The sequence below is a fragment of the Pseudomonas sp. NPDC089407 genome, from assembly GCF_044900445.1.
Classification (GTDB): Bacteria; Pseudomonadota; Gammaproteobacteria; order Pseudomonadales; family Pseudomonadaceae; genus Aquipseudomonas.
This window is the reverse complement of the sequence record NZ_JBJDNB010000024.1, coordinates 1-26,243: the sequence shown is the minus strand read 5'-3', so window position 1 is coordinate 26,243 and position 26,243 is coordinate 1. Positions and strand designations below refer to the sequence as shown.

At 55.3% G+C, this 26,243-nt stretch carries 23 protein-coding genes and 3 pseudogenes; 18 read left to right on the top strand and 8 right to left on the bottom strand.

Annotation, left to right across the window (positions count from 1 at the left end):
• Window positions 1–3: 3 nt before the first annotated feature.
• The gene (locus ACI2KG_RS18610; protein ID WP_404662882.1) at window positions 4–1,203 is read right to left on the bottom strand and encodes a hypothetical protein; all 1,200 of its coding nucleotides are present in this window, start codon (window positions 1,201–1,203) and stop codon (window positions 4–6) included.
• Window positions 1,204–1,776: 573 nt separating this feature from the next.
• Here ACI2KG_RS18610 and ACI2KG_RS18605 point away from each other — a divergent pair.
• The 11 genes from ACI2KG_RS18605 (at window position 1,777) to ACI2KG_RS18555 (ending at window position 12,753) form a co-directional block, all read left to right on the top strand.
• Window positions 1,777–3,081 carry an SIR2 family protein gene (locus tag ACI2KG_RS18605; protein ID WP_404662881.1) on the top strand — a complete coding sequence of 435 codons (1,305 nt, stop codon included), beginning with the start codon at window positions 1,777–1,779 and terminating at the stop codon, window positions 3,079–3,081.
• The gene (locus ACI2KG_RS18600) at window positions 3,078–4,799 is read left to right on the top strand and encodes an ATP-binding protein (RefSeq protein ID WP_404662880.1); all 1,722 of its coding nucleotides are present in this window, start codon (window positions 3,078–3,080) and stop codon (window positions 4,797–4,799) included. The genes ACI2KG_RS18605 and ACI2KG_RS18600 overlap by 4 nt, the downstream gene beginning before the upstream one ends.
• A gap of 220 nt (window positions 4,800–5,019) precedes the next feature.
• Entirely contained in the window at window positions 5,020–6,156 is a 1,137-nt protein-coding gene (locus ACI2KG_RS18595; RefSeq protein WP_404662879.1) for a radical SAM protein, read from the top strand.
• Window positions 6,156–6,770, top strand: a complete 615-nt coding sequence (locus ACI2KG_RS18590; protein WP_404662878.1) for an exonuclease domain-containing protein — start codon at window positions 6,156–6,158, stop codon at window positions 6,768–6,770. The genes ACI2KG_RS18595 and ACI2KG_RS18590 overlap by 1 nt, the downstream gene beginning before the upstream one ends.
• A complete protein-coding gene (locus ACI2KG_RS18585; protein WP_404662877.1) occupies window positions 6,767–7,348 on the top strand; it encodes an AAA family ATPase in 582 nt (193 codons plus the stop codon). The genes ACI2KG_RS18590 and ACI2KG_RS18585 overlap by 4 nt, the downstream gene beginning before the upstream one ends.
• Complete coding sequence (locus ACI2KG_RS18580) at window positions 7,345–8,127, top strand: aldo/keto reductase (protein ID WP_404662876.1); 783 nt, start codon at window positions 7,345–7,347, stop codon at window positions 8,125–8,127. Before ACI2KG_RS18585 ends, ACI2KG_RS18580 begins: the two co-directional genes overlap by 4 nt.
• Before the next feature lie 63 nt (window positions 8,128–8,190).
• Entirely contained in the window at window positions 8,191–9,966 is a 1,776-nt protein-coding gene (locus tag ACI2KG_RS18575; protein WP_404662875.1) for an SIR2 family protein, read from the top strand.
• A gap of 58 nt (window positions 9,967–10,024) precedes the next feature.
• Window positions 10,025–10,510: a hypothetical protein gene (locus ACI2KG_RS18570; RefSeq protein WP_404662874.1), complete on the top strand. Its 486-nt coding sequence runs from the start codon at window positions 10,025–10,027 to the stop codon at window positions 10,508–10,510.
• Window positions 10,511–10,594: 84 nt separating this feature from the next.
• Window positions 10,595–11,401, top strand: coding sequence for a hypothetical protein (locus ACI2KG_RS18565; protein WP_404662873.1), 807 nt, complete (start codon window positions 10,595–10,597; stop codon window positions 11,399–11,401).
• Window positions 11,304–12,272 (top strand): toll/interleukin-1 receptor domain-containing protein, encoded by a 969-nt coding sequence (locus ACI2KG_RS18560; protein WP_404662933.1) that lies wholly within the window; start codon window positions 11,304–11,306, stop codon window positions 12,270–12,272. Before ACI2KG_RS18565 ends, ACI2KG_RS18560 begins: the two co-directional genes overlap by 98 nt.
• Before the next feature lie 103 nt (window positions 12,273–12,375).
• A complete protein-coding gene (locus tag ACI2KG_RS18555) occupies window positions 12,376–12,753 on the top strand; it encodes a hypothetical protein (protein WP_404662872.1) in 378 nt (125 codons plus the stop codon).
• A 348-nt stretch (window positions 12,754–13,101) separates the two neighbouring features.
• On the opposite strand, the gene ACI2KG_RS18550 is transcribed toward ACI2KG_RS18555, so the two are convergent.
• Both ACI2KG_RS18550 and ACI2KG_RS18545 read right to left on the bottom strand, forming a co-directional pair.
• Window positions 13,102–13,290: an antitoxin Xre/MbcA/ParS toxin-binding domain-containing protein gene (locus ACI2KG_RS18550; RefSeq protein ID WP_404662871.1), complete on the bottom strand. Its 189-nt coding sequence runs from the start codon at window positions 13,288–13,290 to the stop codon at window positions 13,102–13,104.
• 440 nt (window positions 13,291–13,730) lie between these two features.
• Window positions 13,731–14,096, bottom strand: a complete 366-nt coding sequence (locus tag ACI2KG_RS18545) for a histone-like nucleoid-structuring protein, MvaT/MvaU family (protein WP_404662870.1) — start codon at window positions 14,094–14,096, stop codon at window positions 13,731–13,733.
• A gap of 342 nt (window positions 14,097–14,438) precedes the next feature.
• Between ACI2KG_RS18545 and ACI2KG_RS18540 the strand changes: the two genes are divergently transcribed.
• Window positions 14,439–15,422, top strand: a complete 984-nt coding sequence (locus tag ACI2KG_RS18540; RefSeq protein ID WP_404662869.1) for an IS5 family transposase — start codon at window positions 14,439–14,441, stop codon at window positions 15,420–15,422.
• Window positions 15,423–16,779: 1,357 nt separating this feature from the next.
• On the opposite strand, the gene ACI2KG_RS18535 is transcribed toward ACI2KG_RS18540, so the two are convergent.
• Window positions 16,780–17,997 carry an MFS transporter gene (locus ACI2KG_RS18535; protein ID WP_404662932.1) on the bottom strand — a complete coding sequence of 406 codons (1,218 nt, stop codon included), beginning with the start codon at window positions 17,995–17,997 and terminating at the stop codon, window positions 16,780–16,782.
• A gap of 85 nt (window positions 17,998–18,082) precedes the next feature.
• Here ACI2KG_RS18535 and ACI2KG_RS18530 point away from each other — a divergent pair, with 85 nt between their 5' ends.
• Window positions 18,083–19,009, top strand: a complete 927-nt coding sequence (locus tag ACI2KG_RS18530) for a LysR substrate-binding domain-containing protein (RefSeq protein ID WP_404662868.1) — start codon at window positions 18,083–18,085, stop codon at window positions 19,007–19,009.
• A gap of 92 nt (window positions 19,010–19,101) precedes the next feature.
• Here ACI2KG_RS18530 and ACI2KG_RS18525 read toward each other — a convergent pair.
• Window positions 19,102–19,340: pseudogene (locus ACI2KG_RS18525) on the bottom strand (DUF4113 domain-containing protein); the annotation flags it as partial.
• 234 nt (window positions 19,341–19,574) lie between these two features.
• Between ACI2KG_RS18525 and ACI2KG_RS18520 the strand changes: the two are divergent.
• Entirely contained in the window at window positions 19,575–19,901 is a 327-nt protein-coding gene (locus ACI2KG_RS18520; protein WP_404662867.1) for a putative quinol monooxygenase, read from the top strand.
• Window positions 19,902–19,920: 19 nt separating this feature from the next.
• On the opposite strand, the gene ACI2KG_RS18515 is transcribed toward ACI2KG_RS18520, so the two are convergent.
• Window positions 19,921–20,295 carry a winged helix-turn-helix domain-containing protein gene (locus ACI2KG_RS18515; protein WP_404662866.1) on the bottom strand — a complete coding sequence of 125 codons (375 nt, stop codon included), beginning with the start codon at window positions 20,293–20,295 and terminating at the stop codon, window positions 19,921–19,923.
• Window positions 20,296–20,747: 452 nt separating this feature from the next.
• On the opposite strand from ACI2KG_RS18515, the gene ACI2KG_RS18510 reads away from it, so the two are divergent.
• Window positions 20,748–23,186 carry a membrane-bound PQQ-dependent dehydrogenase, glucose/quinate/shikimate family gene (locus ACI2KG_RS18510; protein WP_404662865.1) on the top strand — a complete coding sequence of 813 codons (2,439 nt, stop codon included), beginning with the start codon at window positions 20,748–20,750 and terminating at the stop codon, window positions 23,184–23,186.
• 300 nt (window positions 23,187–23,486) lie between these two features.
• On the top strand, window positions 23,487–24,677 hold the full coding sequence (locus ACI2KG_RS18505; RefSeq protein ID WP_404662864.1) for an MFS transporter: 1,191 nt from the start codon (window positions 23,487–23,489) through the stop codon (window positions 24,675–24,677).
• 85 nt (window positions 24,678–24,762) lie between these two features.
• Here the strand turns inward: ACI2KG_RS18505 and ACI2KG_RS18500 are convergent.
• Window positions 24,763–24,906 (bottom strand): annotated as a pseudogene (locus ACI2KG_RS18500) (transposase); the annotation flags it as partial.
• Between the two features lie 289 nt (window positions 24,907–25,195).
• Here ACI2KG_RS18500 and ACI2KG_RS18495 point away from each other — a divergent pair.
• Together ACI2KG_RS18495 and ACI2KG_RS18490 are read left to right on the top strand one after the other, a co-directional pair.
• Window positions 25,196–25,375 (top strand): transposase, encoded by a 180-nt coding sequence (locus tag ACI2KG_RS18495; RefSeq protein ID WP_404662863.1) that lies wholly within the window; start codon window positions 25,196–25,198, stop codon window positions 25,373–25,375.
• Window positions 25,339–25,741: pseudogene (locus ACI2KG_RS18490) on the top strand (transposase); the annotation flags it as partial. The gene ACI2KG_RS18495 and the pseudogene ACI2KG_RS18490, both read left to right, overlap by 37 nt.
• Before the next feature lie 52 nt (window positions 25,742–25,793).
• Here ACI2KG_RS18490 and ACI2KG_RS18485 read toward each other — a convergent pair.
• Window positions 25,794–26,243: zinc-binding dehydrogenase (locus ACI2KG_RS18485; RefSeq protein WP_404662862.1), on the bottom strand; the 450-nt coding region annotated here is incomplete at its 5' end.

Sequence of the window (26,243 nt, the reverse complement as noted above, 5' to 3'; positions counted from 1 at the left end):
TCGTTACAGACACTCACCGCCAGTATTGTGCTGTCGCCAGCGCCTGAGATCCTCCCCCTTTTTTTCGCAGATTCTGTGCAGCTCAGCAGCCTCAAGGTAAGTGTCCGAAGCGAAGGCAAAGTGATGTGCCGCTCGGTCATATTGATCCTTGGCCATGAACAGGTGGCCCAGTTTTAAGTGGGCCAGAACTGCCTGGGCGGGCGAAGCATTTTCAGAGTCATACACCCACTCATACCAACATAACGCCTCTTCAAGATCCGGTTTTATTTCCATCTCCCAGGCCCCCTCGCCCGCCAGCAAGCTCGCGAGCTTGAGCTGCGCTTCGATATCGCCTCCGACCGCTGCACACCGATAGAGCGACATCACCATACGCTTCGTGTCAGAGGAATGGTCGTGAGCCAAATAGATCTCAGCCAAGGCCGTTGCAGCCCCCTCGCACCTCATTTCGACACACTCCTTCAACATCCCAACAAGATGCTCAGGTCTCGGCATCTCTCCAGGATTGCGCAACCAAAGCCGAGCCATCGCAACCCATGCAGGTGGGTAATTTCCCGTTGTGGCTTCTGCATAAAGATCGAATGCGGCTCGAACGCTTTTCAACTGCCCTCCAACACCACGCTCCGCAAACTGAGCCAACTGGTACTTACTGACACTACATCCTTTGTACGCTCCTGATTCATAGGCCTCGGCAGCTTCATAAGCCCGCCCCTCCCCCAGGTGGTAATCCCCCAGGAAGCTGTACACCGACACATACCCGAACTCTGCAGCCATCACTGCAGCTTTGAGGCCTCCGCCAGGTGTAGCCAGCGGGGGGAACTGGGCCCCCACAAGATAGAGCTTTGAGATCATTACCAACGCTCCCAACGAGCCATCCGCGTATACCATCTCAAGTTGCTCATAGATGTCGTCATACGCTGTGAGAAGGCTCTCGGGAGGCTGCCCTTGCTTTAACAAGGTTTCTAGCGTCTTGATCCGTACGCTGATTGCGCCGAGGCGAGCTTCAAGGTGTTCAATACACTCGGCCCTTATGGAAAACCAGCTCCTTCCAAATCTGCTCTGGCAATGTATGTCAAAACAGTCGGGATCTCTGTAGCCCTCTTTCACCATGCTCCCATCCGGCAGCTTGAGACGGCTTTCAAGGGGCTGATCGAGGTTCAGCGGAGGGAATTTAAGGGGAGAAACGGGTGGTAGGTCTGGCTTCATCGCGATCTCCAGACAATAGAAAACGAACTCCCCGCCGAACGGGGCAATGGTTTCTCATATTGTCTGGCCGCTTCCAGCTCACGGCGGAACGCCTGTAGAAGGCGTCTGGCATCAGATTAGAAGACACGCGAGACGTGTCAAGACGCTCGGATTTTACTGGGCAACCAATTGATTTCGCCGGGGCAAAGCTCTCATTTCTTCGCACCTCCCCTTGGGAAACCTCTGACCCTCAAAACCACGCCAAGGCGGGGTCGGTAAGACCCCCATCACACTCAACGTGGCAGCTTGCCTGGGGGAGCCGGGAGCAGGATGAGCATTTTGGCCGGTTGGCCGCGAAGCCGTGAGACGATATGAGCGATCACCTCGACGTATTGGTTGTAGCAGCTCTCTTTCCCTCGCCGGCTAGCCGATGAGCCTTGTAACTAATTTCGCTAGATTCACCCTCCTACCCCACTTCCGGCGCCATAGCACCGATGTCATTATGCCAATACTGCGTTGCCCACAGGTTTCATCACGCGCACTCGATTGGCCCATAGCACGCCATCGGGATACGCCCCCTCAAGGATCGTGTTGATGTCCAACGAAAACGCCCCGCCAGCCCCAGCCCTTTCTGTAGAAGCCGTAGCCCCCCCGCCCCCTGCTGACAAACCTGTGGAGCTTGATGCCAACCGTAAGGGCCTTCAAGCCTACCTAGCACCAGGGGCTTCTGATTGGGCGCCTTTGAATGAAGAAGCCTACATAGTCCTCAAGGGCGTACCACCACCTGATCCAACAAGGATCGTTTCAAACCGCACAGCACTGTCGGACATGCTCGCTGCGGCACTGCAAGTTCCCAATCTTGGCTTTTTGGCTGGAAGTGGGACTTCGCTTGGTGCACCAGGTGGGCCGAGCATGTGGGATCTGTGGAAGCGCTCCATGTGCACACCCGGCTCAGGGGATCCCACTGAGGCGGCAGGGCTCGTGATGGATGTGGTGCGCTACAAAGAAACCATAAATCCAAATATCGAGCATTTCCTTTCTCAATGCGACGCCTATCTCGCCTTCAATAAAGACGCCACCGTCGAAGGGTTTGTCAGCGGGGTCAAAGCAGTCATCCTAGATGCATGCTCAGCATTCCTGCGAGCCCCAAGCGCCGATATCTCTGCATACAGGCAGTTGCTGCAGAAGCTGGCGAGACGACGAGTCCGAGACCCTCGCCTGAAGGTCTTCACCACAAACTATGATATGTGCTTCGAGACAGCAGCCTCTGACCTCGGGATGATGGCCATTGATGGATTCTCCTACACCCGCAGGCGGCGGTTCGATGGGAAACATTTCAGCTACGACATCGTCAGGCGAGAGGTGGAAGGTCATGAGTTCGCCGAAGGTGTGTTCCAGCTACTGAAGTTGCATGGATCGGTGAGCTGGAGCAGAGAGGGAAAGGACATCTACGAGGACACAGCGCCTACACCTGCGAACGCGTGCCTCATCTACCCAGCCAAAGGCAAGTACCAGCAGGCATTCCTGCAGCCTCACCTAGAGCTTCTGTCGCGCTACCTGGAGTTTCTGCGTCAGCCCAACAGTTGTCTCATCGTGGGGGGATTCGGCTTCAACGATGATCACCTCTCTGAGCCAATCTTCTCAGCGATCCAATCTAACCCGAGCCTGAAACTCATACTCTGCGACTTCCAGTGCATCACGCACCTGCATAACCGGGGACACCATGGCTCAAGCGACTATTGGGGCAGATTCCATGACCTCGCCAAGCGTGGCCTGGACATCCACTTCGTCAGTGGCTCGTTCAGCGATCTTGTCAGCCACATTCCGCACCTGAGAACAGCTTCTCCAGCAGAGCAGTTGGCGAATGCCGTCAGACGCCTGGGGAGCCAAAACGCATGAGTGCTCTCGACGGGATTCTGGCCAGCAATCTCAAAATTGGTGTGGTTTCGAGTGTGAGTGCCCAGCTGGTAAAGACGAACCTGGCGCATGCCGGCAATGTGAGCGGCCAATACTTGGGCCACAACCGTTACGGCAAAGGTGAGGTCGGCGAGCTTGTGCTCATTGAAGGCCAGCAAGCAGTGCTGCTCGGGCGCATAACCGAAGTGACGCTGCCTGACAGGGATCGCTCGGAGATTTCACAGGACTTTGCAGGTAGCCGCCAAATCGACGCAATAGGCTTCATACGCCTTCTGGGCTCCGTAAACCCGCAATCGCTGCGAGTCACAGCAGGAGTTAGCTCGTATCCACGGCTTGGCGATCGGGTCTACTCCGCCCCTGGAGAATTCATTTCCCAGATCCCTTTGTTGACCTCAACGGGTGTGGACGGTGCGCCACCTGAGGTAGCGTTGAACCTTGGTCACGTTGCCGGGGATGGCGGATTTCCTATTGCCGTCACTCCCGAAAAGATATTCGGACGGCACTGCGCAATCCTGGGCTCCACAGGCGGAGGCAAGAGCTGGACGACATCCAAGCTGATCGAGGAGTGTCGCCGCTTCTCAGCCAAAGTAGTGCTGATTGATGCCACGGGCGAATACCGCTCGCTCGTTGGCGATGACACGGTTCATTGCCACCTTGGCAGCCCCCTCCACCGGGCTGAAGGCTCTGTAGAGGTCGCGATTCCCCCGACTAGCTTCACCGAATCCGACTTCATTGCCCTCTTCCAGCCATCAGGGAAGACACAAGGGCCGAAGCTGAGGGAAGCGATCAAAAGCCTCCGACTCGTACATCTCGCACCTGACCTGTTCCCGAGGCACATCGTCTTGAAGGTAGACCAATCGAAAGACGTCTATCGCGAGGCCATGAAGAGAGGCAACAACGCAAGCCTGGTAGGAAATCCAACAACGCCATTCAACCCTCGCAAACTGGTATCTCAGCTGGTGCAGGAGTGCTGCTTCCCGACCGCTTACAACGACTCTGAGCGTTTCGGGGGAGCCAGTAATGAAATCTCTCACTGCACATCTCTGATGACCCGCATCCTCGGCGTGATGGAGTCGCCGTCGCTGGGCTGCGTCTTCAGTCCCGCTGCCGGCCTTTCCAGTTTCGTAGATCAACTGGACAGCTTCATTCGTAGCGACAAGAAGCTGTTTAGGGTCTGCTTGAGCTCAATTGGATACGAGTTCAACGCCCGTGAGGTAGTGGCCAACGTTATCGGCAGACTACTGCTGCAGCGAGCCCGGGCTGAGGTTTTCAGGATGAGACCACTAATCACCATCCTCGACGAGGCCCATAATTTCCTGGGCAAAACCGTTGGTAACGAGGATGACCTACAGAATCTGGATGCCTTCGAACTGATCGCGAAAGAGGGTCGAAAATACGGGCTGAACATTTGCTTGGCGACCCAACGACCACGCGACATAACTGAAGGCGTGCTCAGTCAGATGGGTACCCTGCTCGTCCACCGGCTTACGAACGACCGTGACCGCGAAGTCGTTGAACGAGCCTGCGGTGAGATAGATCGCTCCGCTGCAGCATTTCTGCCAAACCTAAAGCAGGGTGAGGTAGCGATGGTGGGTGTGGATTTCCCGATCCCGGTTACGATTCAAATCAGTCGACCAACCCAACCTCCCATGTCGGATGGGCCGAGCTTCCAGAGCAGTTGGGGATCACTGGGGCATTGATCTGACGCGCATAGGCATGCATGGCAGTGACGATTTCCGCGCCAAGAGACGGAGTGTCAATCCGCATGGAAATCTTCATTGCCCAATTTGATGGCAAATTGATAGCCTACCAGCTCGCCTGCCTGGTAGTGCTTCACCCCAGTTCCGAGGACGCTCCAGGATGGATAGGCACACCTCGAAGGAACATCTGCAACTCGGTTGAGCTGCAAGGAGCGCGTCCATGGATAGAAACGTCGCTGTCATCAACGCCACGCAACTGGCACTGGTCAACCCGAGCCTCCGGGATCCTGTCGAGTACCGTAAAAGTGGCCTCAGCCTGAACCATATCGTCGGCTGTCCCCTGGACTGCAGCTACTGCGTGAGGCACCTGTTCGGTAACTTCGAGCAGCGCACTCCCCAGGCTGTGATGACCGACGAAGAAGCCTTCAGGCAGTTCGTTTCGCATCGCTTCTTCCAGCCTCATATCACGCCGATTCAGCTTTTCAACCGAGCAACCGATCCGATGCTTCCGGACGTGAAAGGCCATACCCATAACCTGCTGCGACTGCTCGATGAGGCAGGGTTTACCAACAACGTGCTTGTGATCACTCGCTGGCGTGTGACGCCCGAGGACTGCGAACGCTTCAATGCCCTGACGAACATCAAGCTGACGGTGCTGGTGACTTACTCAGGCATCGAAGACCCGAAGATCGAGCCCATCAAATCGTCGATCGCAGCCAATAGCCTGCGAACCCTGTTCAAACATGCGCAGCGTTACCGGACGTTGCTCTACTGGCGACCAATTGTCCCTGGGCTTAACGATTCCGAGGAACACATCGCTCGCGCCGCGCAGCTCGCAAAACACGCCCACGCAACGGTGTTCAGCGGGCTGTTTTATCGACAAGAGATTGCCCGGTACTACCAAAGCCAGGGTATTCCCGAGCCCTACACCTCAACCGCCAGACGTAAGCTGCTGCCGCTGGAGGAGGAGCAACGGTTGCTGAGCATCTATCAAGCGCACGCTCCAAGCACTCCGATATTCCGCAAGACCTCATGTGGGGTTGCCTATGCCCACCAGCAGCCCGATTACAACGGCCATTTCGGGATCACCGAGCTGTGTGACACATGCCCTTCCGCTCAATACGCCACATGCCAGGCAGCGTGGAAGAAGCCCGATGAAGCACTTCTCGACAGCCTATGCCAGCGGCTGGGCGTTGAGGGTGAACCGGTGGTAACAGAACGCTCCATCATCGTTCGCGGCCTCGATGAACAGCGCCGGTACTTCATGCAGCACACGCTTGGGTACCAGGTGCACGATGCCGACAAGCCACATCATTATGATCGCCATGGACGCGCGGAAGCGCAGAGGAATATCTGATGACCGATACGGAGTTTCAGTGGCCCTCCGAGCCCATCGTAATCGTCGACGTTGAGGGTAATGGCCACACACCGCCTGACCTCGTGGAGCTGGCTATCGCCTCGTTCCCTGTCGTCGATGGCGATGAGCCTTCAAGCTGGCTCATCAAGCCGCCAAATCCCATCACCTGGCAAGCCAAGCGTGTGCACGGCATCGGCAACACAAAAGTGAAGAGCTCACCTGTTTGGGAAGAGCTGCGGGACAATGTCGAACAACAACTTCAGGGCAAATGGTTCGTCGCGCACAACGCGTCAGTCGACTACGGAGTGATGAAGCGCCATCTTCCCGACTGGGCACCGATTGGAGTGATAGACACCCTGAAGCTATCACGCCATGTGTACCCAGATGCTCAAAGCCACAGCCTCTCCGCGCTGCTGGCTCTGACTGGCCTGGACGCTGAAGTTTCGGGCGAGTTGCATCGCGCCGGGGAGGACGCCCGAGTAACCGCCCTCCTCCTGGGCAGATTGATTCAGGACTCCCTCCTCAATAGCTGGCCAGAAGTCTGCAAGATCGCTCAGCTCAAGATTCAGACCGTGGACAAAACACCCGCACCTGAACAGGGAAGCTTGTGGTGAGTTCGGTCGTAATCGGGGTTGCCGGCACTCACTCAACCGGAAAATCCACCTTCTGTGCCGACTTGAGGAAGGTACTTGAGGTGAAGGGGATCCGCGTCGAAGCCATCCCCTCCTTCGGGGCACTTGCCGTTGAGCAAGGCATTCCTCTGCTCACCCAGCACACATACGACTCCACGATGTGGTTCATCGACCGGACGCTTGAAGCGGAGCACGCTGCCCGCGTCAACGCAGATGTTGTGTTGGTTGATCGCCCTGTCATGGATGCGGTGGCGTACTGGAACGCTGCCGTTGAGTACCGAGGGTGCGATTTGGCTACGCATGAAGTCGAGGCCATTGGGGCCGTAATGATGAATCACAGCCCCAACTACACGACCGTTCTTGCCACGAAGCTGGATCCTTCCATTGCCCTCGGCCCGGGGCGAGACACGGACAGTCGCTACAGAGCATCAGTGGACACTCATCTGCATGCGCTACTTGAGCGGCACTCAATCCATCACAAGGTGCTGACTCCTGCGGCGCGCGAGGCGCTTCTGGCTCAAATCACCGCCGACGTATTCCTGCGCATGGGGTTGGCATGACGTTCACGACACACGGGATGCTGACCGGAAAAAAGATACGTCGCTTAGGTTTTGGCACCATGCGGCTGACAGGGCCTGGAATCTGGGGGCCGCCTGCTGACGAGAAAAACGCGATCGAGGTCTTGCGCTCTGCTGTGGCATTGGGTGTCCAACATATCGACACCGCTGACGCTTACGGCCCGTACGACGCCGAAAGGTTGATCCGCAAAGCTCTGTATCCCTACGCAGAAGATTTGATCATTGCCACGAAAGGCGGATTTACCCGCCAGGGCCCAGGGCAATGGACACCGTGCGGTGTGCCGGCCTATCTGCGCCAGTGTGTCGAGATGAGCTTGCGAAGGCTCGGAGTCGAAGCAATCGATCTTTACTACCTGCACAGAGTTGATCCCAACGTACCGCTCGCAGATCAGGTCGGGGAGCTGGAGCAGTTGCGCGTAGAGGGCAAGATCAAGGCACTGGGATTGTCCAAAGTGACCGTTGCTCAGATCATCGAGGCAGCAGCGATCGCTCCGATTACGGCAGTTCAGAATGCCTTCAGCCTTCTGAACACCGAGTCCAAAGACGCGGTGCAGTGGTGTGAGGACAACAGCATCGCTTTCGTCCCGTATGCCCCTTTGGGGGCCGGAAAATACCTTGAGTCCGAAGATGCCTCGGCGACGTCCCGCAGTGCTCTGCGCTGGCTGCTTGAGTACTCCCCTGTCACGTTCCCCATCCCAGGCACCTCTAGGATCGAGCACCTGGAAGAAAACATGGGTGCCGACGTTGAGCCGACGAGTTAGCGGTTAATCGGATGCAACTCCCCCACACGAACAGTTCGCCTCTCCAACTCACGAGGATCCTGCATGACCGTTGATGCTCCTGACCCAACAGCTCAAATTGCCTTCTCCATGTTTGAGAACAAAGGCGTCTATGCCGTGCTTATTGGCTCGGGAGTATCCCGCTCAGCGGGTATTCAGACCGGATGGGAAATCACCCTGGAGTTGGTGAAACGTTGGGGCATCGCGATGGGTGCGGGAGAGCAGGATGACTGGGTGGCGTGGTATGTAAGTCAGACAGGAGAGCAGCCCAACTACTCAACCCTACTCGAACGCCTGGCGACCACCCAGACCGAGCGGCGAGCCATCATCCAGGGTTTTCTGGAGCCTAGCGATGAGGAATTGGAAGACGGCTTGAAGTTGCCTACACGTGCCCATCGGGCGATCGCAGCCATGGTCAAAGCCGGACATGTGCGCGTGATCGTTACGACGAACTTCGACCGACTCATGGAGAATGCGCTGCGCGATGTTGGCGTTGAGCCAACAGTGGTCAGCTCTGAAGATACTCTTGCAGGTGCTGAGCCGCTCACCCATGCTTCCTGCTACATCCTGAAGATCCACGGTGATTACAAGGACGCCAGGATCCTCAATACCGATGTAGAACTGGGCGAGTATCCGGCGGCGTTCAATACGCTGCTTGATCGCATCATCGATGAGTTCGGGCTCATCGTCGCAGGATGGTCAGGTGAGTGGGATCATGCGCTGAGGGCGGCGTTTTTGAGAGCGCCGTCACGTCGCTACCCGACCTACTGGCTATCCCGGGGTCGATTGAGCGAGCGTGGTCAGGAGGTCATCACCCAGCGTCGTGCCACGACCGTAACCGGGATGGATGCCGACACCTTCTTCGACGGGCTAAACCTCAAGCTTGAGACTATCCAGCAGTCCCGTCTGCCGAATCCAGCTGGCATCGAGCTCACTCTCGCTATGGCCAAACGCTTTATGGCCAGACCCGAGCACCGGATTCAGCTCGATGACCTAGTAGCCAGCCAGGCTCATCAAGCGATTAGTCATCTTGCTCCTCTCTTCTCTGCACGACCTCAGGATAGTACGGCTAAGGATTTTACCGATCTGGTTGAGATCTACGAAGCTGCTATCGAGCCCCTAGCACGTCTTTGTGCAGTGCTAGGGCGATGGGGTGCAGCTGCAGAGCATACGATCGTTCTGGATACCATCAAGGGCCTGCACGCTGCGTCTCAGGTCGAGCAGTCCGGATGGGTAGCTGGACTTGCATTGAAGAGTTACCCGGTAGCGCTTGTTAGCTATGCGTACGGCATGGGACTTGTCCGGGCTAATCGCCTGGGAGAGCTAAACGAACTGTTTAACACGACGCTTATCAACCGGCGCGAAGTGCCTTTCCCTCTGGGAGTTGATCTATCACCGTTCTACGTTGAAGGAGCTAATGGCCTGTTCGAGTTATGGAAGAGCTTTGAAGATCAAAGTAGAGCTCTCACCCCCTTGTGCAACCGACTGCATGACCTTCTTACGCCTAAATGGGCGCCTGACTTTGCAGGTCTGCACGATCACGGGCTGCTTTACGAACGGTTTGAGTTTTTGAGTTTCCTGTTCTTCTGCGAGCAACGCGGAATCAGTGAAGAATCGCTCGCGGATGTGGTGAAAAACCACGGTTTCAGGAAAATCGCATTGGGTCGGATTTCTTGGCACTCAGAAACGATCCACCGCTTTGCTCACGAGTACGCGACCGAGGAGTACAAGACGCCGGTGATTGCCGCAGGGTTTGCACTCGGATCTGAAAGCTACTTGGAGCTCATGCTCGATGGCCTAAAGCGGCTGTCCAGGTACTAAGCCAGCGCGCCGCTCGACTCCAAAAATACTCGAATCATCTGGGACATGACGTTTGCTGATGAGAAAACAGGAAAAGTTTGGACTCTGGCGGCGGGCAGCCAGGGAGGTCATCTACGCGCTCTTCATCGGGGCATTGCCACTGCTCATCAGTACCTCACCCAAGGAAGTGAGCACTTTGGTCACTGCGTTACTGGCTGCACCAGAGCTCATGGCGTACTACGTGTACCTGCTCATCGCATTCGCGATCGTCAGTGTCTTCACCCTGAGGGTAACGTTCCGATCGCTTCATCTCATTGGCAAGTCGCGTGAGGTTCATGCGTTTTTCGTCAACGTAGGCGGTAGCCTGCTGACTGCCTGCAGGGCCGCGCTGGGGGCGATGATTGGTTACCTATGCGTATGGTGCTATCGAGCAGTAGAAGACGTGAGCGCAGGAGGCGTGTATGCAGTGGTCAGCTACGCCTCCTTAACCCTCATGTTCTGTATTGGCCTTGCCTGGACAGATGAAACCCTTAGAGACCCGCATGCCGTGAGCAGTTATCGGTGAGAGTGAAATCACCGTCCCCCTGTCGAGCCAGTCAGCGCAGGCTGGTCGAGCCAAGTCATTTGGCACTCAACTTTTGAGATTTTCATGACCAAAAGCCTCTGTCCCTGCAAGCCTGAGTTTCTATTGAACGGCTGCTGCCTGGCGTGCGACGGCACCAAAATCAAGATTGCCAACAGAGAGAAAACACTGGATAGCAATCTGCGCCGGCGAATTCCTAGCTGGGAGGATTACCTTAGCTTTGATGGCGCACATTGCCGCCAGCTGTGGGCGAAGCTTGATGATCATTGGCAATGCCCATGCTGTGATCGGACGCGATACGAATTGCTGCGCTGGACGATGCTGTTCCCCAAAAGACCGGATAGACGAGAAGGCTGGGCGGTGGGGCTCCATACCCACCATGATCATGGAACCGATCCCTACGCGACCAAACCTCTCCCCGGTCAACCTCGCCGCATCACCTCTTTTGCCCCAGTCATCATCTGCGAACAATGCAACAGTGCTGACGGCACGGCTAAACGACATCTGGGGCTTCCGTCTAGCTTCACCTTCGCGCCTGTGGAGATACGTCAGTTCGTGCGGCCAACGCCACACGGGAAGCACATCATTCGCTACAACTTAGCGCAGATGATCTTCGACCAAGCCACGACACCCCCTTGCCTGCCCCGTTGTTCTTCAGCTGACGGGTGGGAAGAGGTGTATCGCAGTATGCGTGCGAGCCAAGCCCAGAACTGTACTTCTGTGGTGAGCAAACCATATGATCAGAACAGCACCTACCTGAATGGGAGTAACCATTTTGCCGAACGTGTTCTTCTCGTATTGCCATGCGGACGAAGCGCTGCGCGACCAACTCGAAAAGCAGCTTTCCATGCTCAAGCGCCAGGGCGTCATTGAGACTTGGCACGACCGCAGAATCGGTGCTGGCCAAGAAATCGATGCAGCGATCGATGATCACATCACCAGCGACGAAATCATTCTGTTGCTGGTGAGCCCCGACTTCATCGCTTCCGACTACTGCTACAACATCGAGATGACTCGTGCGATGGAGCGCCATGGAGCGGGGGAAGCGATCGTCATTCCTGTAATTCTTCGCCCGTGCGATTGGCACCACGCGCCGTTCGGCAAGCTGCTTGGCACGCCCCAAGATGGTAAGCCCGTGACACTTTGGCCGGATCGTGACGAGGCATTCTTGCAAGTTGCGAAGGAGGTTCGGAAGGCCGCTGAGCGATGCAGCCGTGACCGACCGAGTTCTGCTCCAAGGGCCGAGCGCAACGACTTCACTGGCGGTTCAGCGCCCTCCCATATGGCCCCTGCTGGCCCTAGGTCTAGCAACCTTCGGATGGCCAAGACGTATACCCAGCTGGACAAAGATCGCTTCCTGCTCGACAGCTTCGAGTACATCGCTCGCTATTTCGAGAACTCACTGGAGGAGCTTCAAGCACGCAACCCTGGGTACGAAGGAGTGTTCCGTCGCGTGGATGCAAATCGCTTCTCTGCGAGTGTCTATAAGGACGGTCACGACGTTGCGAAGGCGACGGTGTTCACCGGTGGCCAGCTAGGCGCCGGGATCTATTACAGTCAAGGCGACTCGTTTGGCGGTGGCTCATACAACGAGGCACTCACCGTAGAGACGGACGACCAATCCATGTACCTGAAAACGTTCGGTATGGCGTTCCACACTCGGCAAGACCAGAAGCTCTCACAAGAAGGCGGCGCCGAAACGTTTTGGAGCCTTCTCATCGCACCACTACAGCGCAATCGTTGAGCACTGCTGGACGCGAATGAGCATGAGCACAGGGGCGGCATGACCGCGTTTACGCTGACGCCTCTGCTACCTAGAAATCAGACTCACATAGAAGGCACACTTCATGGAAGTAGTTCTGCTCGCTCACATCACATTCAACCGCATCGGCTCAGCCAGTGGGGGCGGACGGTTTAGTAGTCAGCGTCAGGTCAGATTTTCAGCTGAGGTTACGAGCACCGATCAACAGGTTATACGGGAGTTGGTAATCGAAATCGCCGAGGCCAATGGCGAGGCGATGGGAGCTTTAAAAGGTTTGAGGTACGAGGGAGGCTACGGAGATGAGCTGGTGCTCAACATCCAAGGCCCGAGCACCTCATACAGCACCGCTTATGCCCAATGCCGCATCATCCATGCGTTAAAGGCCAACGGGCAATACTTCAGGCTTCAGGTGGTAGACGACAGAGAAGTGAAGCCGTTTGTCTCTTCTCGGCAGGCTACGTAACTCGCATACAGGGTACAGCCGCGCTGCCGTATTATGCGATCCGGCAAAACTGGGCATGAAATTTTGTAAACCTGTTTTTGACTTGTAAAGCACTGCAGTTAACAGGTCAACAAAGAGGTTTACATACCAATGTTGTCGAGGCTTTTCGCTTCGGACGCTTAGGTAGCAGTCTAGGTGCGGAACGATACTCAGCTACCATCCCTCCAACTCACCTTGCGCAGTCAGGTCGGCCCGGCGCAGTAGGTACCAGCCACGCAAACGAAAACTAACCTATATATTCGATTTCGCGGATCATGGAGCAGTTGAACCGAAAATCTAAGCGAGAGCTTAGTTTTTCAGGGATGCTTTCTAAGGATATCCATGCTCGATCTGAGCGAGTACTTCCATCACCCGCTCCAAGGTTTTCTGGTCTTTCACAAAATCAATTGCTGTCATGCCATCGAATGAGTGCTTAGGCGTCGTAAGCCACACCGCCGCTTTGGCTTTGTCACCAAAAACCTGCTCAGCCTTTTGCCACACCAGGTCAAAATCTTGCATATCCCACCCCCCTCGAAGCCAGGCCTTCGACAAGTAGTTTAAGCGCACCTTCAAGTGCGTCATAACGAAAAGCCTCGGGGCAGTGCCCCAGCCAGGAAACAGCAGGCCATCATCGGACGCCGAAGCGGCCAATAGGGTAAATCAGACCGGGCGCCCCAACACCCTGCAGTGAGCCGATGAATCGACGTCTGCAGTCGGTCGAACACCATGATCACGGGGAAACCTTGGCACTTGCCCGACTCTTTAAACGGCTCAATTGGAGCGAAGTGCGCGGGGGCGCAATAGATGATGACGAAGCCTATGTAATCCGAGCCGCCGTTGGAAAGCGGCAGGATGTCCTAGCACGCGGTGGGTATGCACCCCGCTAAATCCTTTCGGTATCGCACAAAACTAGGACTGCTGCAGTGGGGGGCACACGCAAGAAAAACTTCGATCGAATCTTACGAAACCCACGACTCAACAACATCAGAACCGTACTGGGCTTTCCATTCTTTCAGCAGCTTGTGGTTGCCGCCCTTGGTTTCGATGATTTGGCCATCATGCGGGTTCTTATACTGCTTTACCTGCCGTTCACGGCGCGGTGCTTTTTCTGCAGCAGCAGGAGCGGCTGCGCGGCGGCCCGCTTGGGGATCCAGGATGTTAATGATGTCCCGGAGGCTATAGCCATACTTGGCCAACAGGTCGCGCAGTTTGGTCTCAAACTCAATTTCTTTCTGCAGTTCGCTGGAGCCTTTCAGGGCTTCCAGCTCAGCCAACTGGGCTGCCAATTTTTGCTCAAGCTGACGAAACTCTGCCAAACGCGACATGGGAATACTCCTAAATGGGGTGAATGACCTGTAGAGAATCCTAACGCAGTTTTAGTTCACACCCAAATAAAAATCAGGGCCACCAGTCCTCGACTTGCTTGCTACTGCTCCCAGTAGCCGTATTCTGAGCTCGGCAAGTCCACAGATAGGTCAATAACTTTCGGGATATCTACTTTTAATGGATCAAGCAGCTCAACTTGTTGGGCAGCCCAGCTAACCCACATCGCCAATGCCATTTGAGTTGCTTCATCCCTAGGGATTCTCCGACCAAGTCAGCACAGGCCATCTGACCTGTGCTGAAATAGCCCTCCGTCCAACTGCCTTCTACAAGCCCGCCATCCCATGAGCCAGATGAGCTTTTCCGATTTCGAGTATGCCGGTAAGCGCAAGCAAACCCGTCGCGAGCGTTTCCTGGCCGAGATGGAACAGGTGGTTCCGTGGAGCGGGTTAGTGGCGTTGATCGAGCCTCACTACCCAAAGGCTGGCGGTGGCCGCAAGCCGTATCCACTGGAAACCATGCTGCGCATTCACCTGCTGCAGAACTGGTTCTCGTTGAGCGATCCAGCCATGGAAGAGGCGCTGTACGAGATCACTTCGATGCGCCAGTTCGCTTGGCTGACGCTCAGCGCTCCGATCCCCGAAGACACGACAATCATGAATTTCCGGCACCTGCTTGAGAAGCATCAGTTGGCGGCGGGCATTCTGGAAACCATCAACAATTACCTGCGAGACAAGGGCCTGTCGTTGCGCCAGGGCACCATCGTCGACGCCACCATCATCCACGCACCCAGTTCGCCCAAGAACAAGGAAGGTAAACGCGATCCCGAGATGCATCAGACGAAGAAAAGTAACCAATATTTCTTTGGCATGAAGGCGCATATCGGTGCAGATGCCGAGTCGGGTCTGGTGCACCACGTCCACGGCACAGCGGCGACTGTGGCCGATGTAACGGAGGTCGCTCACCTGTTGCATGGCGATGAAAATGTTATCTGTGCCGACGCGGGCTATACCGGTGTGGAGAAGCGGTCTGAGCATGAAGGAAGGCCGGTGATCTGGCAGATTGCGGCACGTCGTAGCACCTACAAGCGCTTGAGCAAACGCAGCATGCTCTACAAAGCCAGACGCAAGATCGAGAAGGTCAAAGCGCAAGCGCGAGCGAAGGTCGAACACCCATTCCGTGTGATCAAGCGCCAATTCGGCTATGTGAAAACCCGCTTCCGTGGCTTGGCCAAGAACACGGCGCAACTGACCACGCTGTTTGCCCTATCGAATCTGTGGATGGTGCGCCGGCAATTATTGCCGGCTGCGGGAGGGGTGCGCCCGTGAGGGCAGAAAACCAAGGCTCTGCCTGGTTTTCCAATAATCTGCGGCTGAAATCGGTCTTTTCGGCATCCCCAAACCGCCTGTTTCCGACTGATGGGCAACTTGTTCGGAGTTTCCCTAGGCGAAGCTTCGACTATCGCCTGGATGAATGCTCGCAGCCGCTGAGCGCGCTCCCAGCTTTCTAAATTTTTCATCAGCTTCTGACGCGCCTTGTCCAACCGGCGCTGCTGGTCAATTCCCTCTTTGCGCACTCGCTCCTCCTCAGCGCGTCGACGGCGACTAGCTTCGCCGGATAATCGTTGGACTTTCACGGAAGCGGCGATGCGAACGAGACCTTGCAGGATCTGACCAAGCTTCGACTCAAGCCTCCCTGTCTTGCTGTCAGTCCAAGTTTTTTGAATGAGAACCTCGGATCGTGCATCGACGATGAGGGAAAATACGCCAGTGGGCTCCCACCCAAAGCGAACCGCTCTCATCGCGGTAACGTCAGGCATCCATTGCTGCCCAGGCTTGATAGGTTTGGGAGGGGGCGGTGGAATATCAAAGCGTTTTATGTGCTCTTGAATCGTCATCAGTAGCTCTTCCCCGTCGACTCGCACGAAGCTGCCGTTACTACCAATACCCCAGGTGTACCCCGACGACTCACTGGCTTTGATCTCAGCGATCCACCTCAGTCGGGATATGTGCGAGTTCAATACCGTTGTTTTGGCGAATACCAGTGCACTGTTGAGCTCCTTGGCCTTTCTCGCTGCACCAAGCCATTTTTTTACCAACGGATGGGGGTCAGATAACTCCGTTGGCACGCTCAATATCTTGGGGGCTTTGATTACATTTTCTGGCGTCAGCCTGGCAGCCTTCTCGACATTCAGAACGTGAAACGTGACAGGTGTGGTAGAGGCTGGAGGCTTTGGACGACGCGGGCGCTTTGAGACCGGCTTGGCCCAGTGGCCCCGCGTAGGCAGCGTAATCCCCGCTTTGCGGCAGGCCTTCGACAAGCCCACATCCGAGACACCTATTTCCTTTGCGATGATGAGAACAGGTCGCTCCCACATCATTTCAAATAGCTGTTGAGGTGTGAGGGTCTTTTCGACGTACATTACTCACCCTTTGTGGCATCCAAAGCGCTGTACCAATCAGCATATGGCGCTTGCCGAGCATTTCATAGAGCTTGGTTTCAGCTTCTACAGCCTGGATGAACACGCCCGGTGGGCGATAGCCTCTCCCCCAATTTTGTTCACGTTTGTCTCACATCGGATATGTGAACGTCAAGTAACCCTACGTGTAATAGAGGCTTCCTTGTCCGCCCCCAGCGGGCTTTCATTTGCCCGCTAAATCTCCCGACCGAACTCGTAATTGATCCCTATATTTGCGCTGCTACTCGGATGCGTCGATTTGCGTAGAGCAACCAAATTATTGCCAAAGCAGCGCATCCCAGCCATGGCAGCAGCATGACGTTTAGAGTTTGCCAGCCAAAAATGTTGAGCAAGCCGCCAGCGCCGAATGAGCAAGACAAGCCGACTGCGAAAATCACCATGTCATTGGTAGCTTGAGCGCGACTCTTTTCTTCGGGAGCGTAGGTTGTGGTCAACAAAGTTGTGCCGCCGATGAACAGGAAATTCCAGCCGATCCCAAGTAATGCCAATGCAAGGGCGAAAGATGAAAACCCGAGACCGCTAAAGGTAGTCACGACATGAAGGGTAAGGAAAACCAATCCTAGCAGCATGACCCACAGCGCTCCGATACGGGAAATGATTGCCCCCGTGAAAAACGATGGAAGGAACATTCCCAAGACATGCAGCTGTATCACAGTCGCAGCAGTAGATAACGAGTGATCGTGATGGATCATAGCCAATGGGGTGGCCGTCATCGCCAGAATCATGATGCCATAGCCGGTCAAGGCTCCGAACAACGCCACCAAGTATGTGGGTTGGGTGACTATCGCAGCCCAGGAACGTCCTCTGCAGGTATTCACCGGCGCTGCCTGCGCCGGGGGCATTCTCAGAAAAGCCAGAACACACATACCCAGGGCCGATACCACCGAAAGCAGCACGAACGACCCCATATACAACGGCCCGAGAAGATCACCGCCATAATGCGCTAGCGTCGGGCCCAGCAGTGCAGCGACGATTCCACCTGCCAGGACTAGCGAGATCGCTTTGGGACGGAACGTATCATCGGCAATCTCGCTTGCGGCGAAGCGATAGAACTGAGCGAATGCCTGATATGTGCCTGCGAAAAAGGTGCCCAGCGCCAGGATAGGCATTGAGCCCAACCAAATGCCCAAAGCTGCAACCAGGCCGGCGAGTACCCCCAGAAATGCACCCAGCATGAATCCTGCCCGGCGCCCGAACTTGGCCATGAACGTGGATGCCGGAAACATTGCCACCGCAGTCCCTAGGAACATAGTGGCAATAGGCAAAGTCGCTAGATCAGCTTGAGCGGTCAGTTGGGCTCCGGCCAACCCTCCCACTGTCATTACCAATACCGAGACTGTCTGGAATAGCGCCTGCGCGCTTGCCAACACCGCAACCTGACGGTGCATAGATGCTCTCTTCATTTGTGCCCAGCGACCTTGGATGCCGTGAAAAATCTGGTTGTCAGTATGAAAATTTGAGGTCTATTATTCAAACGAATAATTTACCAGGTTTATCTCAAAAAAATTAATGGACAGAATTCCTATTGATGTACGACACCTTCAGACCCTCATCGCTCTTCGCGACAGCGGCAGCGTTTCACGGGCTGCTACTTGGATGCGGCTGACGCAGGGGGCGCTCTCTCATCACATCAAGTCGCTTGAGGACTTTTGCGGGCTACCATTGTTTGTGCGCAAATCCTCCCCGGTGGTTTTCACCCCGGCAGGAAAACGGCTTCTGGAGGCGGCTGACAAAATTGTGCCGGTGCTGAACCAGACCACTCGCGATCTGCTGCAAATGGCGAAAGGCGCGAGTGGCACCATGCGTATCGCGGTCGAGTGCCACACCTGCTTTGACTGGCTGATGCCGGCTGTCGATGCGTTTCGAGCGCGTTGGCCGGAAGTCGAGATTGACTTGGTATCGGGTTACCACGACGACCCCATCGGCCTTCTTCACCAAGGACGTGCAGACCTGGCCTTGGTGTCATGCTCCGATAGGGACGAGTCTGGAGTCGACTTCCATGGATTGTTTCGTTATCCCCTCGTCGCGCTGGTATCCAATGATCATGCCTTGGCACAGAAAGAGTATTTGGTCGCTGAAGATTTTGAAAATCAGACGCTCGTGACCTATCCCATAGAGGAGGAATCACTGGACATCGTCAAAGCCGTCCTTCGCCCTGCCGGGATCAAGGTCAAACGCAGAACGACTGAATTGACCGTGGCCATCCTCATGCTGGTAGCATCGAATCGGGGAATTGCAGTGTTGCCTCGCTGGGCAGTGCAGACATACCTCCAACGCCAGTACGTCTCCGCTAGACCTATTACCAACAAGGGGCTGATTTCTGATATCTGGGCCGCAACCCTACCCACAGAAAGCGGCAAGCCTTATATGGTGGAGTTTCTGTCCTTGCTCAGAGAGACCACTGCAGCGGCAATTCCAGATGTGGAGCTGATCTGATAAGTAGCGCCTCGCATCTCCATCTTCATCATGTGACCAATGAATAGCCATGGATGGAAATGGACACATTGGTTATTCCATTTCTACTTGCATTAGCCAGTCCATAGCTCCTTCATTTTGGTCGTGAAGCTTTGACTTATCATTTCTCGCCGCATAGCCCAGGATGGGCCGACCGGCACACTGGCCTAGCGCATGGTACCTCGTCCCCAGCGGGCGTTCACAGTGTCCAGAACACCCAGGAGTTTTCACTGGCCACCGGTTGAACTGCTGCGAACAGATCACCCGTAATTTCCCCACGCTGGCTCAGGTCGAGAAGCAGCACCTCCGCCTTCTAGCCACCCAAGCCACGCATTTCAGTTGGTGCATCGGCTGCGGTGTCCTTGCTCTCACGGATTTCCGGCAGCGGCGTATTCGAGAACGAAATCGTCACCAAGGCGGCCAAGGCTAGGTAGGGTCTCCTAGTTCGGCCATATCAAACTTTTCTATAAATCTGCTCCTAGCGGTTTTGCACGCATCCAGATACATGGAAAATCCAATGTTTTCGTCGAAATACCGGAAGGATCAAATGAGTAATAACCAACACCTTATCGTTACAATTTCCAGCAAGCCAGGGCATGAGTCTGATCTAAAAAGCGTGCTACTGGAGCTCGTGAAGGCCAGCCGTGCGGAGCAAGGCTGTATCCGCTACGACCTGGCGCAGAGCGGCTCTAAGCCTGAAATTTTCTTCCTAGTCGAGTGCTGGGAAAGCGAACAGTCGCTGCGAAACCATGAGCAGACCCTGCACTTCATTGAGGGGGTCAAGAAAATTCAAGCGCTGTCCAGTCAGGCGGATATTCAGAACGTGAATTGGGTGGAGCCTGATGAATACACCCACGTTTACACCGTCTCATAAATAGCGGTAATGCTCGAAATTAAACTGGTACTGCGTTGCAGTATCTAGGTATGGCCAGCGGGGCCGGCTTTGGTCTTGGACTCAAACGCATGCCTCGCCCCCGATAAGTAGTAATTTCCACCGCACTGCTCAACTCTTGAAGCACCCTCCTCACTTCATGCAGCTGCACCTCAACGATTTTCGTACCAGGATGGAAGTCGTAACCCCATACAGCAGCCAAGACTGCGTCCTTGGTAACCAATTCTCCACTGTTGTTCGCGAGGTAGTGCAACAGCCTGAAAGCCATTGCTTTTACAGTTAGCGCCTTACTTCCGCATATGACTTGGCGCTTGCGTAGGATTAAACGCAAGTCAGCAACGCAGAGTTCATCTGAATTTGAAACAGCAGCAATCATTACAGCGACCTGCACCATAGGTAGATGATGTTCGAGAATGGCAGCTAAGGGGAGCCAGAAGTAGGTATTACTAGCTTCCTTATCGCCCAGAACACACAACTCAATTGAGCTTAGCGACAAGGCCGGCGGTACCCACTTTGAAGCTTACGAGATTTTTAGACGCATAGCATCATTGTCGCAGGGCTTTAGGGCATAAATGCCATAATCGTATCAATCATCGCGTCAAACATACCAAGACCAAAGCAACCACCCTGATAAATTCTGCCGCCAAATCATTCTCGAAAAATTGGGAGCGGCAAACCTTGCGTATCGAAGTCAGATAACGACCAAAAAAACCAAATCACGAATCAAAGAACGCTCTTTGATTAAAGTACAAAATATTAATCTGTCGCCCTACATAAGACTCACCAGTAGCACCAGTGGGTTTATTGAGGGCTGCCTAGGTAATTTAAATGCACAACCCAAAACAACCCATAGCTAAGGCCTCATGGCCGTTGAAGCTGCTTGCGGTGTTTTTAGCGATCTTCGGTGCTGCCCAATTTGGCGGTGGCGCATGGCTTGGCATACTCGGGGGCTCCTGGTATTACGCCGTGAGCGGCCTCGCACTGGTCATCACCGGTATGCTGCTTTTTCGTAAAAAGAAATCGGGCGCTTGGCTGTTCGCGGCAATCATGCTCGCCACCGCCCTGTGGACGATCTACGAGCGCGGCTTCGCGTACTGGGCGTGGGTTCCACGTCTCGATGTGCTGCTGATTGCAGGCCTCTTCCTGTGCGTCCTGCTGCCACGCCTGGAGAATGGCCCATCTCGTCGGACTTCGATGAACCTTGCCGGGCTTTGCGCAGGCGTCATCGCTGTCTGCATGGGCCTGGCATTCGCCCCTCATCAGGACATCGATCCGACCGGGCCGATCCCAAGCAAGCCCCTGGTCAAAGAGCCGGTGACCACCACCGATATTCCAGACTCCGACTGGGCTGCGTATGGTCGTGACAAGAACGCCACTCGCTACTCCCCGCTGACCCAAATCACCCCCGACAACGTAGGCAAGCTGGAAAAAGTGTGGGAGTACCGTACTGGTGCAATGACCCCACCGGGCCAAGTCAACGTTCGTGGCGCAGAGACTACCCCGCTGAAAGTCGGGGATGGCGTTTACCTGTGTTCGGCACTAAACGACCTGATCAAGCTTGATCCGTCTACCGGCAAAGAGATCTGGCGCTATAAGTCGGGCGTTGAGTGGAAAAATACTCGCTTTGCTGCCACCTGCCGCGGCGTATCTCACTACGTATCGACTGTCGTACCTGCCGGCGCTGCCTGCCACGAACGAATCATCGAATCGACCGTCAACGATGCCATGAAAGGCTGGCGTTTGATCGCTGTTGACGCCCAGACCGGTGAAGCATGTCAGGACTTTGGCAACAACGGCCAAGTTGACCTGCTCAAAGGCATGGGCCGGGCAGTGCCTGGTATGGTTTCTGAAGCCTCCCCTCCGCCAATCGTGAACGGTGTCATCGTCACCAACCAGGAAGTGCTCGATGGCCAGCGTCGTTCGGCACCTTCTGGCGTAATCCGCGGCTACAGCGCGGAGACTGGCGAACTGGTTTGGGCTTGGGACGTTAAGCACCCAGATCGCAAAGGTCTCCCACCAGAAGGCGAGACCTACAGCCGTGGTACGCCTAACTCGTGGGCGGTGCTGACCGGTGATGACAAGCTGGGCTTGGTCTATGTACCGACCGGCAACGCTGCCGTCGATTACTACAGTGTCATGCGCTCTCCTGAAGAGAACGCAGTGTCCTCCTCCGTCGTAGCTCTCGATGTGAAGACAGGCACCGTTCGCTGGGTGTTCCAGACCGTCCACAAAGACGTTTGGGACTACGACATCGGCTCCCAGGCGACTTTGTTCGATTACCCAGCTGCAGACGGTAGTGCTGTTCCGGCGCTGATCATGCCGACTAAGCGTGGGCAAACATTCATCCTGGATCGTCGTACCGGCAAGCCGCTGACTCCTGTCGAAGAGCTGCCAGTACCGAGCCACAATGAAATCGCGGACGATCCTCGCTCGCCCACTCAGCCTTACTCGACTGGCATACCTCGCCTCGCCGGCGCGGATCTGACCGAGCAAAAAATGTGGGGCCTGACCCCTCTGGATCAGCTGTATTGCCGAGTTAAATTCCGTCAAGCGCGATACGACGGAGAGTTCACCAACCCATCGCTGAGCCAACCCTGGATCGAGTACCCAGGCAACAATGGTGGTGTCGACTGGGGCAGCATGTCCTACGACCCGAAAACCGGTGTTCTGATCTCGAATTGGAACATGGTTCCTATGTACAACCAGCTGCTGAGCCGCAGCGCGGCGGACAAGCTAGGTCTGCAGGCATTCGATGATCCGAACTGGAAACCGGGCGGCGGCGGCGCCGAAGGCCCTGGTGCACAGATCGAAGCTCCTTACGCGATCTCTGTGAAGCCATTCGACGTTCCGTTCACTGGCGTACTCTGCAACGAACCTCCGTTCGGCATGATCACTGCCATCGACATGCACACACGCAAAGTCTTGTGGCAGAACCCGCTGGGTACTGCTCGTGCGAACGGCCCGTTCGGCATGCCAACCGGCCTTCCTGTACGTTTCGGTGTGCCGAGCAACGGCGGCCCGATTACCACTGCAGGCGGCCTGGTGTTCATCGCTGCGGCGACCGATAACCTGATCCGTGCCATCGACATCCACACCGGCAAGGTGGTCTGGAGCGATGTGCTGCCGGCAGGTGGCCAGGCCACCCCGATGACATACGAGAGCAAGGGTCGCCAGTACCTAGTGATAGCGCCTGGCGGACACCATTACATGGGCACGCCTGAGGGTGATTATGTGATCGCCTACGCTTTACCTAATCAGGACAGATAAGTCCTCAAAGGCAATACGGCCTCCGATGAGGCCGTATTTTTTGGGTTTCTACCGGCAGAGTGTTCCGCTCGAACGGACGTGGTCTATATGGATGAGCAGCGAGGTAGGACGACTTGAGCAAGGAACGGCGTCACATCCCTGCCCGCCTCATGCTTTCACCGGATGGAATTTGCATTCCCGCTGATGGCCTTGCTACCATCTTTGACAGACATCGAGCCGCATGGCGCGTTGCGTAAGCGTTAACGTCAACCAACGCACTGCTGGGACACCTCCGTCCCTCCCTATGTGTGCGTGGTATTTATGACACCTCCAGTTTCGGCTACCCGAGCCGTCGATAGTTTCTATTCATCCTTTCTGCTCCTTGGAATACTACTGATCGCCGCAAATTTGCGCGCGCCCATTACCTCGCTAGGCCCAGTGCTTTCGGATGTACAGCTTTATTTCGCATTGACCCCGACTACAGCTGGCCTGCTCAACGCACTCCCTCTTTTGATCTTCGCCTGCGGCTCACCATTGGCGCCTATCCTCACAAAGCATATTGGGCTGGAACGCGCGCTGTTCGTCTCACTCTGCCTGATAGGCATGGGGGGCCTGATCCGCTCATCAGGCTTGGTCAGCGCACTGTGGTTTGGTACCGCATTAATCGCCGCCGGTATCGCACTTGCAAATGTGTTGGTTGTGCCATTGGTCAAACGTGATTTCCCCCATCATACAGCGCTGTGCGTAGGACTATATGCCTCGACAATGGCGCTTATGGCAGCTGTAGCTAGCGGACTCGCAGCGCCATTGGCACAAATTAGTGATTATGGTTGGAGGGTCTCTCTCGGAGCTTGGTCTTTGCTCAGCATCGTTGCCGGAATTTGTTGGCTGCCTAATTTGAAATCCGCAGTACCCACTCCGGCAGGTAAACACATAAATCCCCAATCATCCCCATGGAAAAGCGGTATTGGTTGGCAGGTGTCTATGTTCATGGCCCTGCAAACCATGACTTTCTACACTTTAATTGACTGGTATCCGGCGATGGCTAGCTCTAGTGGCGTCGGAGCATCTCAGGCTGGTACTCACCTGTTCGCTTACCAAGCCGCTGCCGTCCTGGCTAACATCGGTACATCCGCAGCCATCAGAAAATTTAGCGATCAGCGCGGGCTAGGATTAATTTGCTCCATCGCAATTCTTGTCGGCGTAGTTGGATTGATGTTCGATCCGTCAAAATCTCTACTGTGGCTCCTATTCGCCGGCGTTGGAGCAGGGATGTCAATGGTCACCTGTCTAACCCTATTTGGGCTTCGTACTCGTGATCATCATCAAGCTGCCTCCCTATCGGCAATGGCCCAGTGTGTGGGTTACGGGCTTGGGGCGTCTGGCCCGTTTTTGGCTGGCTGGTTCCATGACATTTTTGGAAGCTGGCAGGCCCCGCTTTTCTTGCTAATGGCAGCCGCTGCGCTACAAATCGTCTTTGCTGTAATGGCAGGACGGAATCGGTATGTTTAATGGTACCCAGGCCACAATCGTCCGGGCGGGTAAGTGCGGCTTTTAGCGGGACGAATGCCGGTAGTGAAGCCGCTGCGGGCTGATCTCGATAGAGCGGCAGCCATTTGCGGATGACGTTGGAATTGATGCCGTGGCTGATGGCGACACTGGACAACGTTGCGCCAGGTTGCAGGCATTCCTGAACGACTCGGGCTTTGAAGGGTTTCGGATAAGAGCTTCGTTGGCGCACAGAAATCCGGGCTATAAGGGCGATCGCGTCCGCTTAAAAATACGCGGACACCATCGCCCTTAAAGCTGGAGTTCGGAAGGTGAGTTCGCCGAACGCTTACGATCAACAGAGCGCAGCCCTGGATTTAAAGCTGTGGGGATGGCCTTTGCAGTAGGGTGAAACGGTGTGCAGCCTATCGCGTTGAGCGTATCCGTCCGGCCAAGTCATTCACCCTGCACCGTAAAGCCAAGACATGGTGTGCACTTAAATTTAGGTGGACACCAGTTCTAGCCTTTTAAGCGGGTATTTCATGCAGCCACAACGACGTTCTTACTCCAAATCCTTCAAGGCCCAAGTCATTCAAGAGTGCGCCCAGCTTAGCACTTCCATTGCTAGCGTCGCGCTGAGCCACGACCTCAACGCGAACCTCGTCCATAAGTGGAATCGGCTGCAAGGCGCCAAATACGGCAGGAAAAAGCCGTCCCGGTGATGGAGAGGCTGCACACCTGGATGATCGCGCAGCGAGATCTTGTGCCCGAAGGTTTGGCCATCAGCAGAACGCTTGATTACAGCCTAAAACGCTGGGCAGCGCTGTCGCGCTACCTCGATAACGGGGCCGTACCCATTGATAATAATTGGGCAGAGAACCAGATCCGACCATGGGCTCTGGGACGCAAGAACTGGCTCTTCGCAGGGTCATTATGCAATGGCAAACGGGCGGCGGCGATCATGAGCTTGATCCAGGCTCATCGGGCATGATCAGTATGCTTTTTTGAAGGACGTGCTCACGCGCGTGCCGTCGCAGCGGGCGAGTGAGATTGCCGATCTGCTGCCACAAAATTGGGTGGCCATCTGATCGCGCATATTTCAATGCGGAAATTTGCGGCGTAACTCCAATTGGCCTAATCCTACGCGATTTTTATTACTACCTTACCAAAGGCGCCTCTGGCCAAATGTTCGTACGCTTCGCGTGCTTGATCGAATGGATACACGTAATCGATTACCGGGCGAATCTTGTGCTCATTTAAGAATTCGTTCATTCGGTCAAATGACGAGCGTGGCGCAACGGCTATGCCGCGAATCGTTGTTTGTCGGAAAATCATAGGCATCAGGTTCAGGGCAGAGGTTTGGCCAGTCAGAAAGCCGATCTGCGCGATACGTCCACCTACCTTTGTTGCAGCAATCGATTGATTGATGCCGTCACCGCCTGCCACATCCAGCAGAAGATCCACTCCCTTGCCATCAGTGAGCTTCAGAACTTCCTCTGCCCATTCAGGGGTAGTGCGATAATTCACACCAGCAATAGAGCCCAGTTTTTTTACAGCTTCCAGATTGTCATCACGGCTGGAGGTGACGAT

Bases quoted from the DNA above. Each gene is read 5' to 3' on its own strand.
- ACI2KG_RS18550 (WP_404662871.1), bottom strand. From the start codon at position 13,290: ATGCAAGATTTTGACCTGGTGTGGCAAAAGGCTGAGCAGGTTTTTGGT.
- ACI2KG_RS18575 (WP_404662875.1), top strand. From the start codon at position 8,191: ATGACCGTTGATGCTCCTGACCCAACAGCTCAAATTGCCTTCTCCATG.
- ACI2KG_RS18510 (WP_404662865.1), top strand. From the start codon at position 20,748: ATGCACAACCCAAAACAACCCATAGCTAAGGCCTCATGGCCGTTGAAG.
- ACI2KG_RS18540 (WP_404662869.1), top strand. From the start codon at position 14,439: ATGAGCCAGATGAGCTTTTCCGATTTCGAGTATGCCGGTAAGCGCAAG.
- ACI2KG_RS18610 (WP_404662882.1), bottom strand. From the start codon at position 1,203: ATGAAGCCAGACCTACCACCCGTTTCTCCCCTTAAATTCCCTCCGCTG.
- ACI2KG_RS18545 (WP_404662870.1), bottom strand. From the start codon at position 14,096: ATGTCGCGTTTGGCAGAGTTTCGTCAGCTTGAGCAAAAATTGGCAGCC.
- ACI2KG_RS18505 (WP_404662864.1), top strand. From the start codon at position 23,487: ATGACACCTCCAGTTTCGGCTACCCGAGCCGTCGATAGTTTCTATTCA.
- ACI2KG_RS18565 (WP_404662873.1), top strand. From the start codon at position 10,595: ATGACCAAAAGCCTCTGTCCCTGCAAGCCTGAGTTTCTATTGAACGGC.
- ACI2KG_RS18530 (WP_404662868.1), top strand. From the start codon at position 18,083: ATGGACAGAATTCCTATTGATGTACGACACCTTCAGACCCTCATCGCT.
- ACI2KG_RS18590 (WP_404662878.1), top strand. From the start codon at position 6,156: ATGACCGATACGGAGTTTCAGTGGCCCTCCGAGCCCATCGTAATCGTC.
- ACI2KG_RS18520 (WP_404662867.1), top strand. From the start codon at position 19,575: ATGAGTAATAACCAACACCTTATCGTTACAATTTCCAGCAAGCCAGGG.
- ACI2KG_RS18515 (WP_404662866.1), bottom strand. From the start codon at position 20,295: ATGATTGCTGCTGTTTCAAATTCAGATGAACTCTGCGTTGCTGACTTG.
- ACI2KG_RS18605 (WP_404662881.1), top strand. From the start codon at position 1,777: ATGTCCAACGAAAACGCCCCGCCAGCCCCAGCCCTTTCTGTAGAAGCC.
- ACI2KG_RS18555 (WP_404662872.1), top strand. From the start codon at position 12,376: ATGGAAGTAGTTCTGCTCGCTCACATCACATTCAACCGCATCGGCTCA.
- ACI2KG_RS18595 (WP_404662879.1), top strand. From the start codon at position 5,020: ATGGATAGAAACGTCGCTGTCATCAACGCCACGCAACTGGCACTGGTC.
- ACI2KG_RS18570 (WP_404662874.1), top strand. From the start codon at position 10,025: ATGAGAAAACAGGAAAAGTTTGGACTCTGGCGGCGGGCAGCCAGGGAG.
- ACI2KG_RS18580 (WP_404662876.1), top strand. From the start codon at position 7,345: ATGACGTTCACGACACACGGGATGCTGACCGGAAAAAAGATACGTCGC.
- ACI2KG_RS18600 (WP_404662880.1), top strand. From the start codon at position 3,078: ATGAGTGCTCTCGACGGGATTCTGGCCAGCAATCTCAAAATTGGTGTG.
- ACI2KG_RS18495 (WP_404662863.1), top strand. From the start codon at position 25,196: ATGCAGCCACAACGACGTTCTTACTCCAAATCCTTCAAGGCCCAAGTC.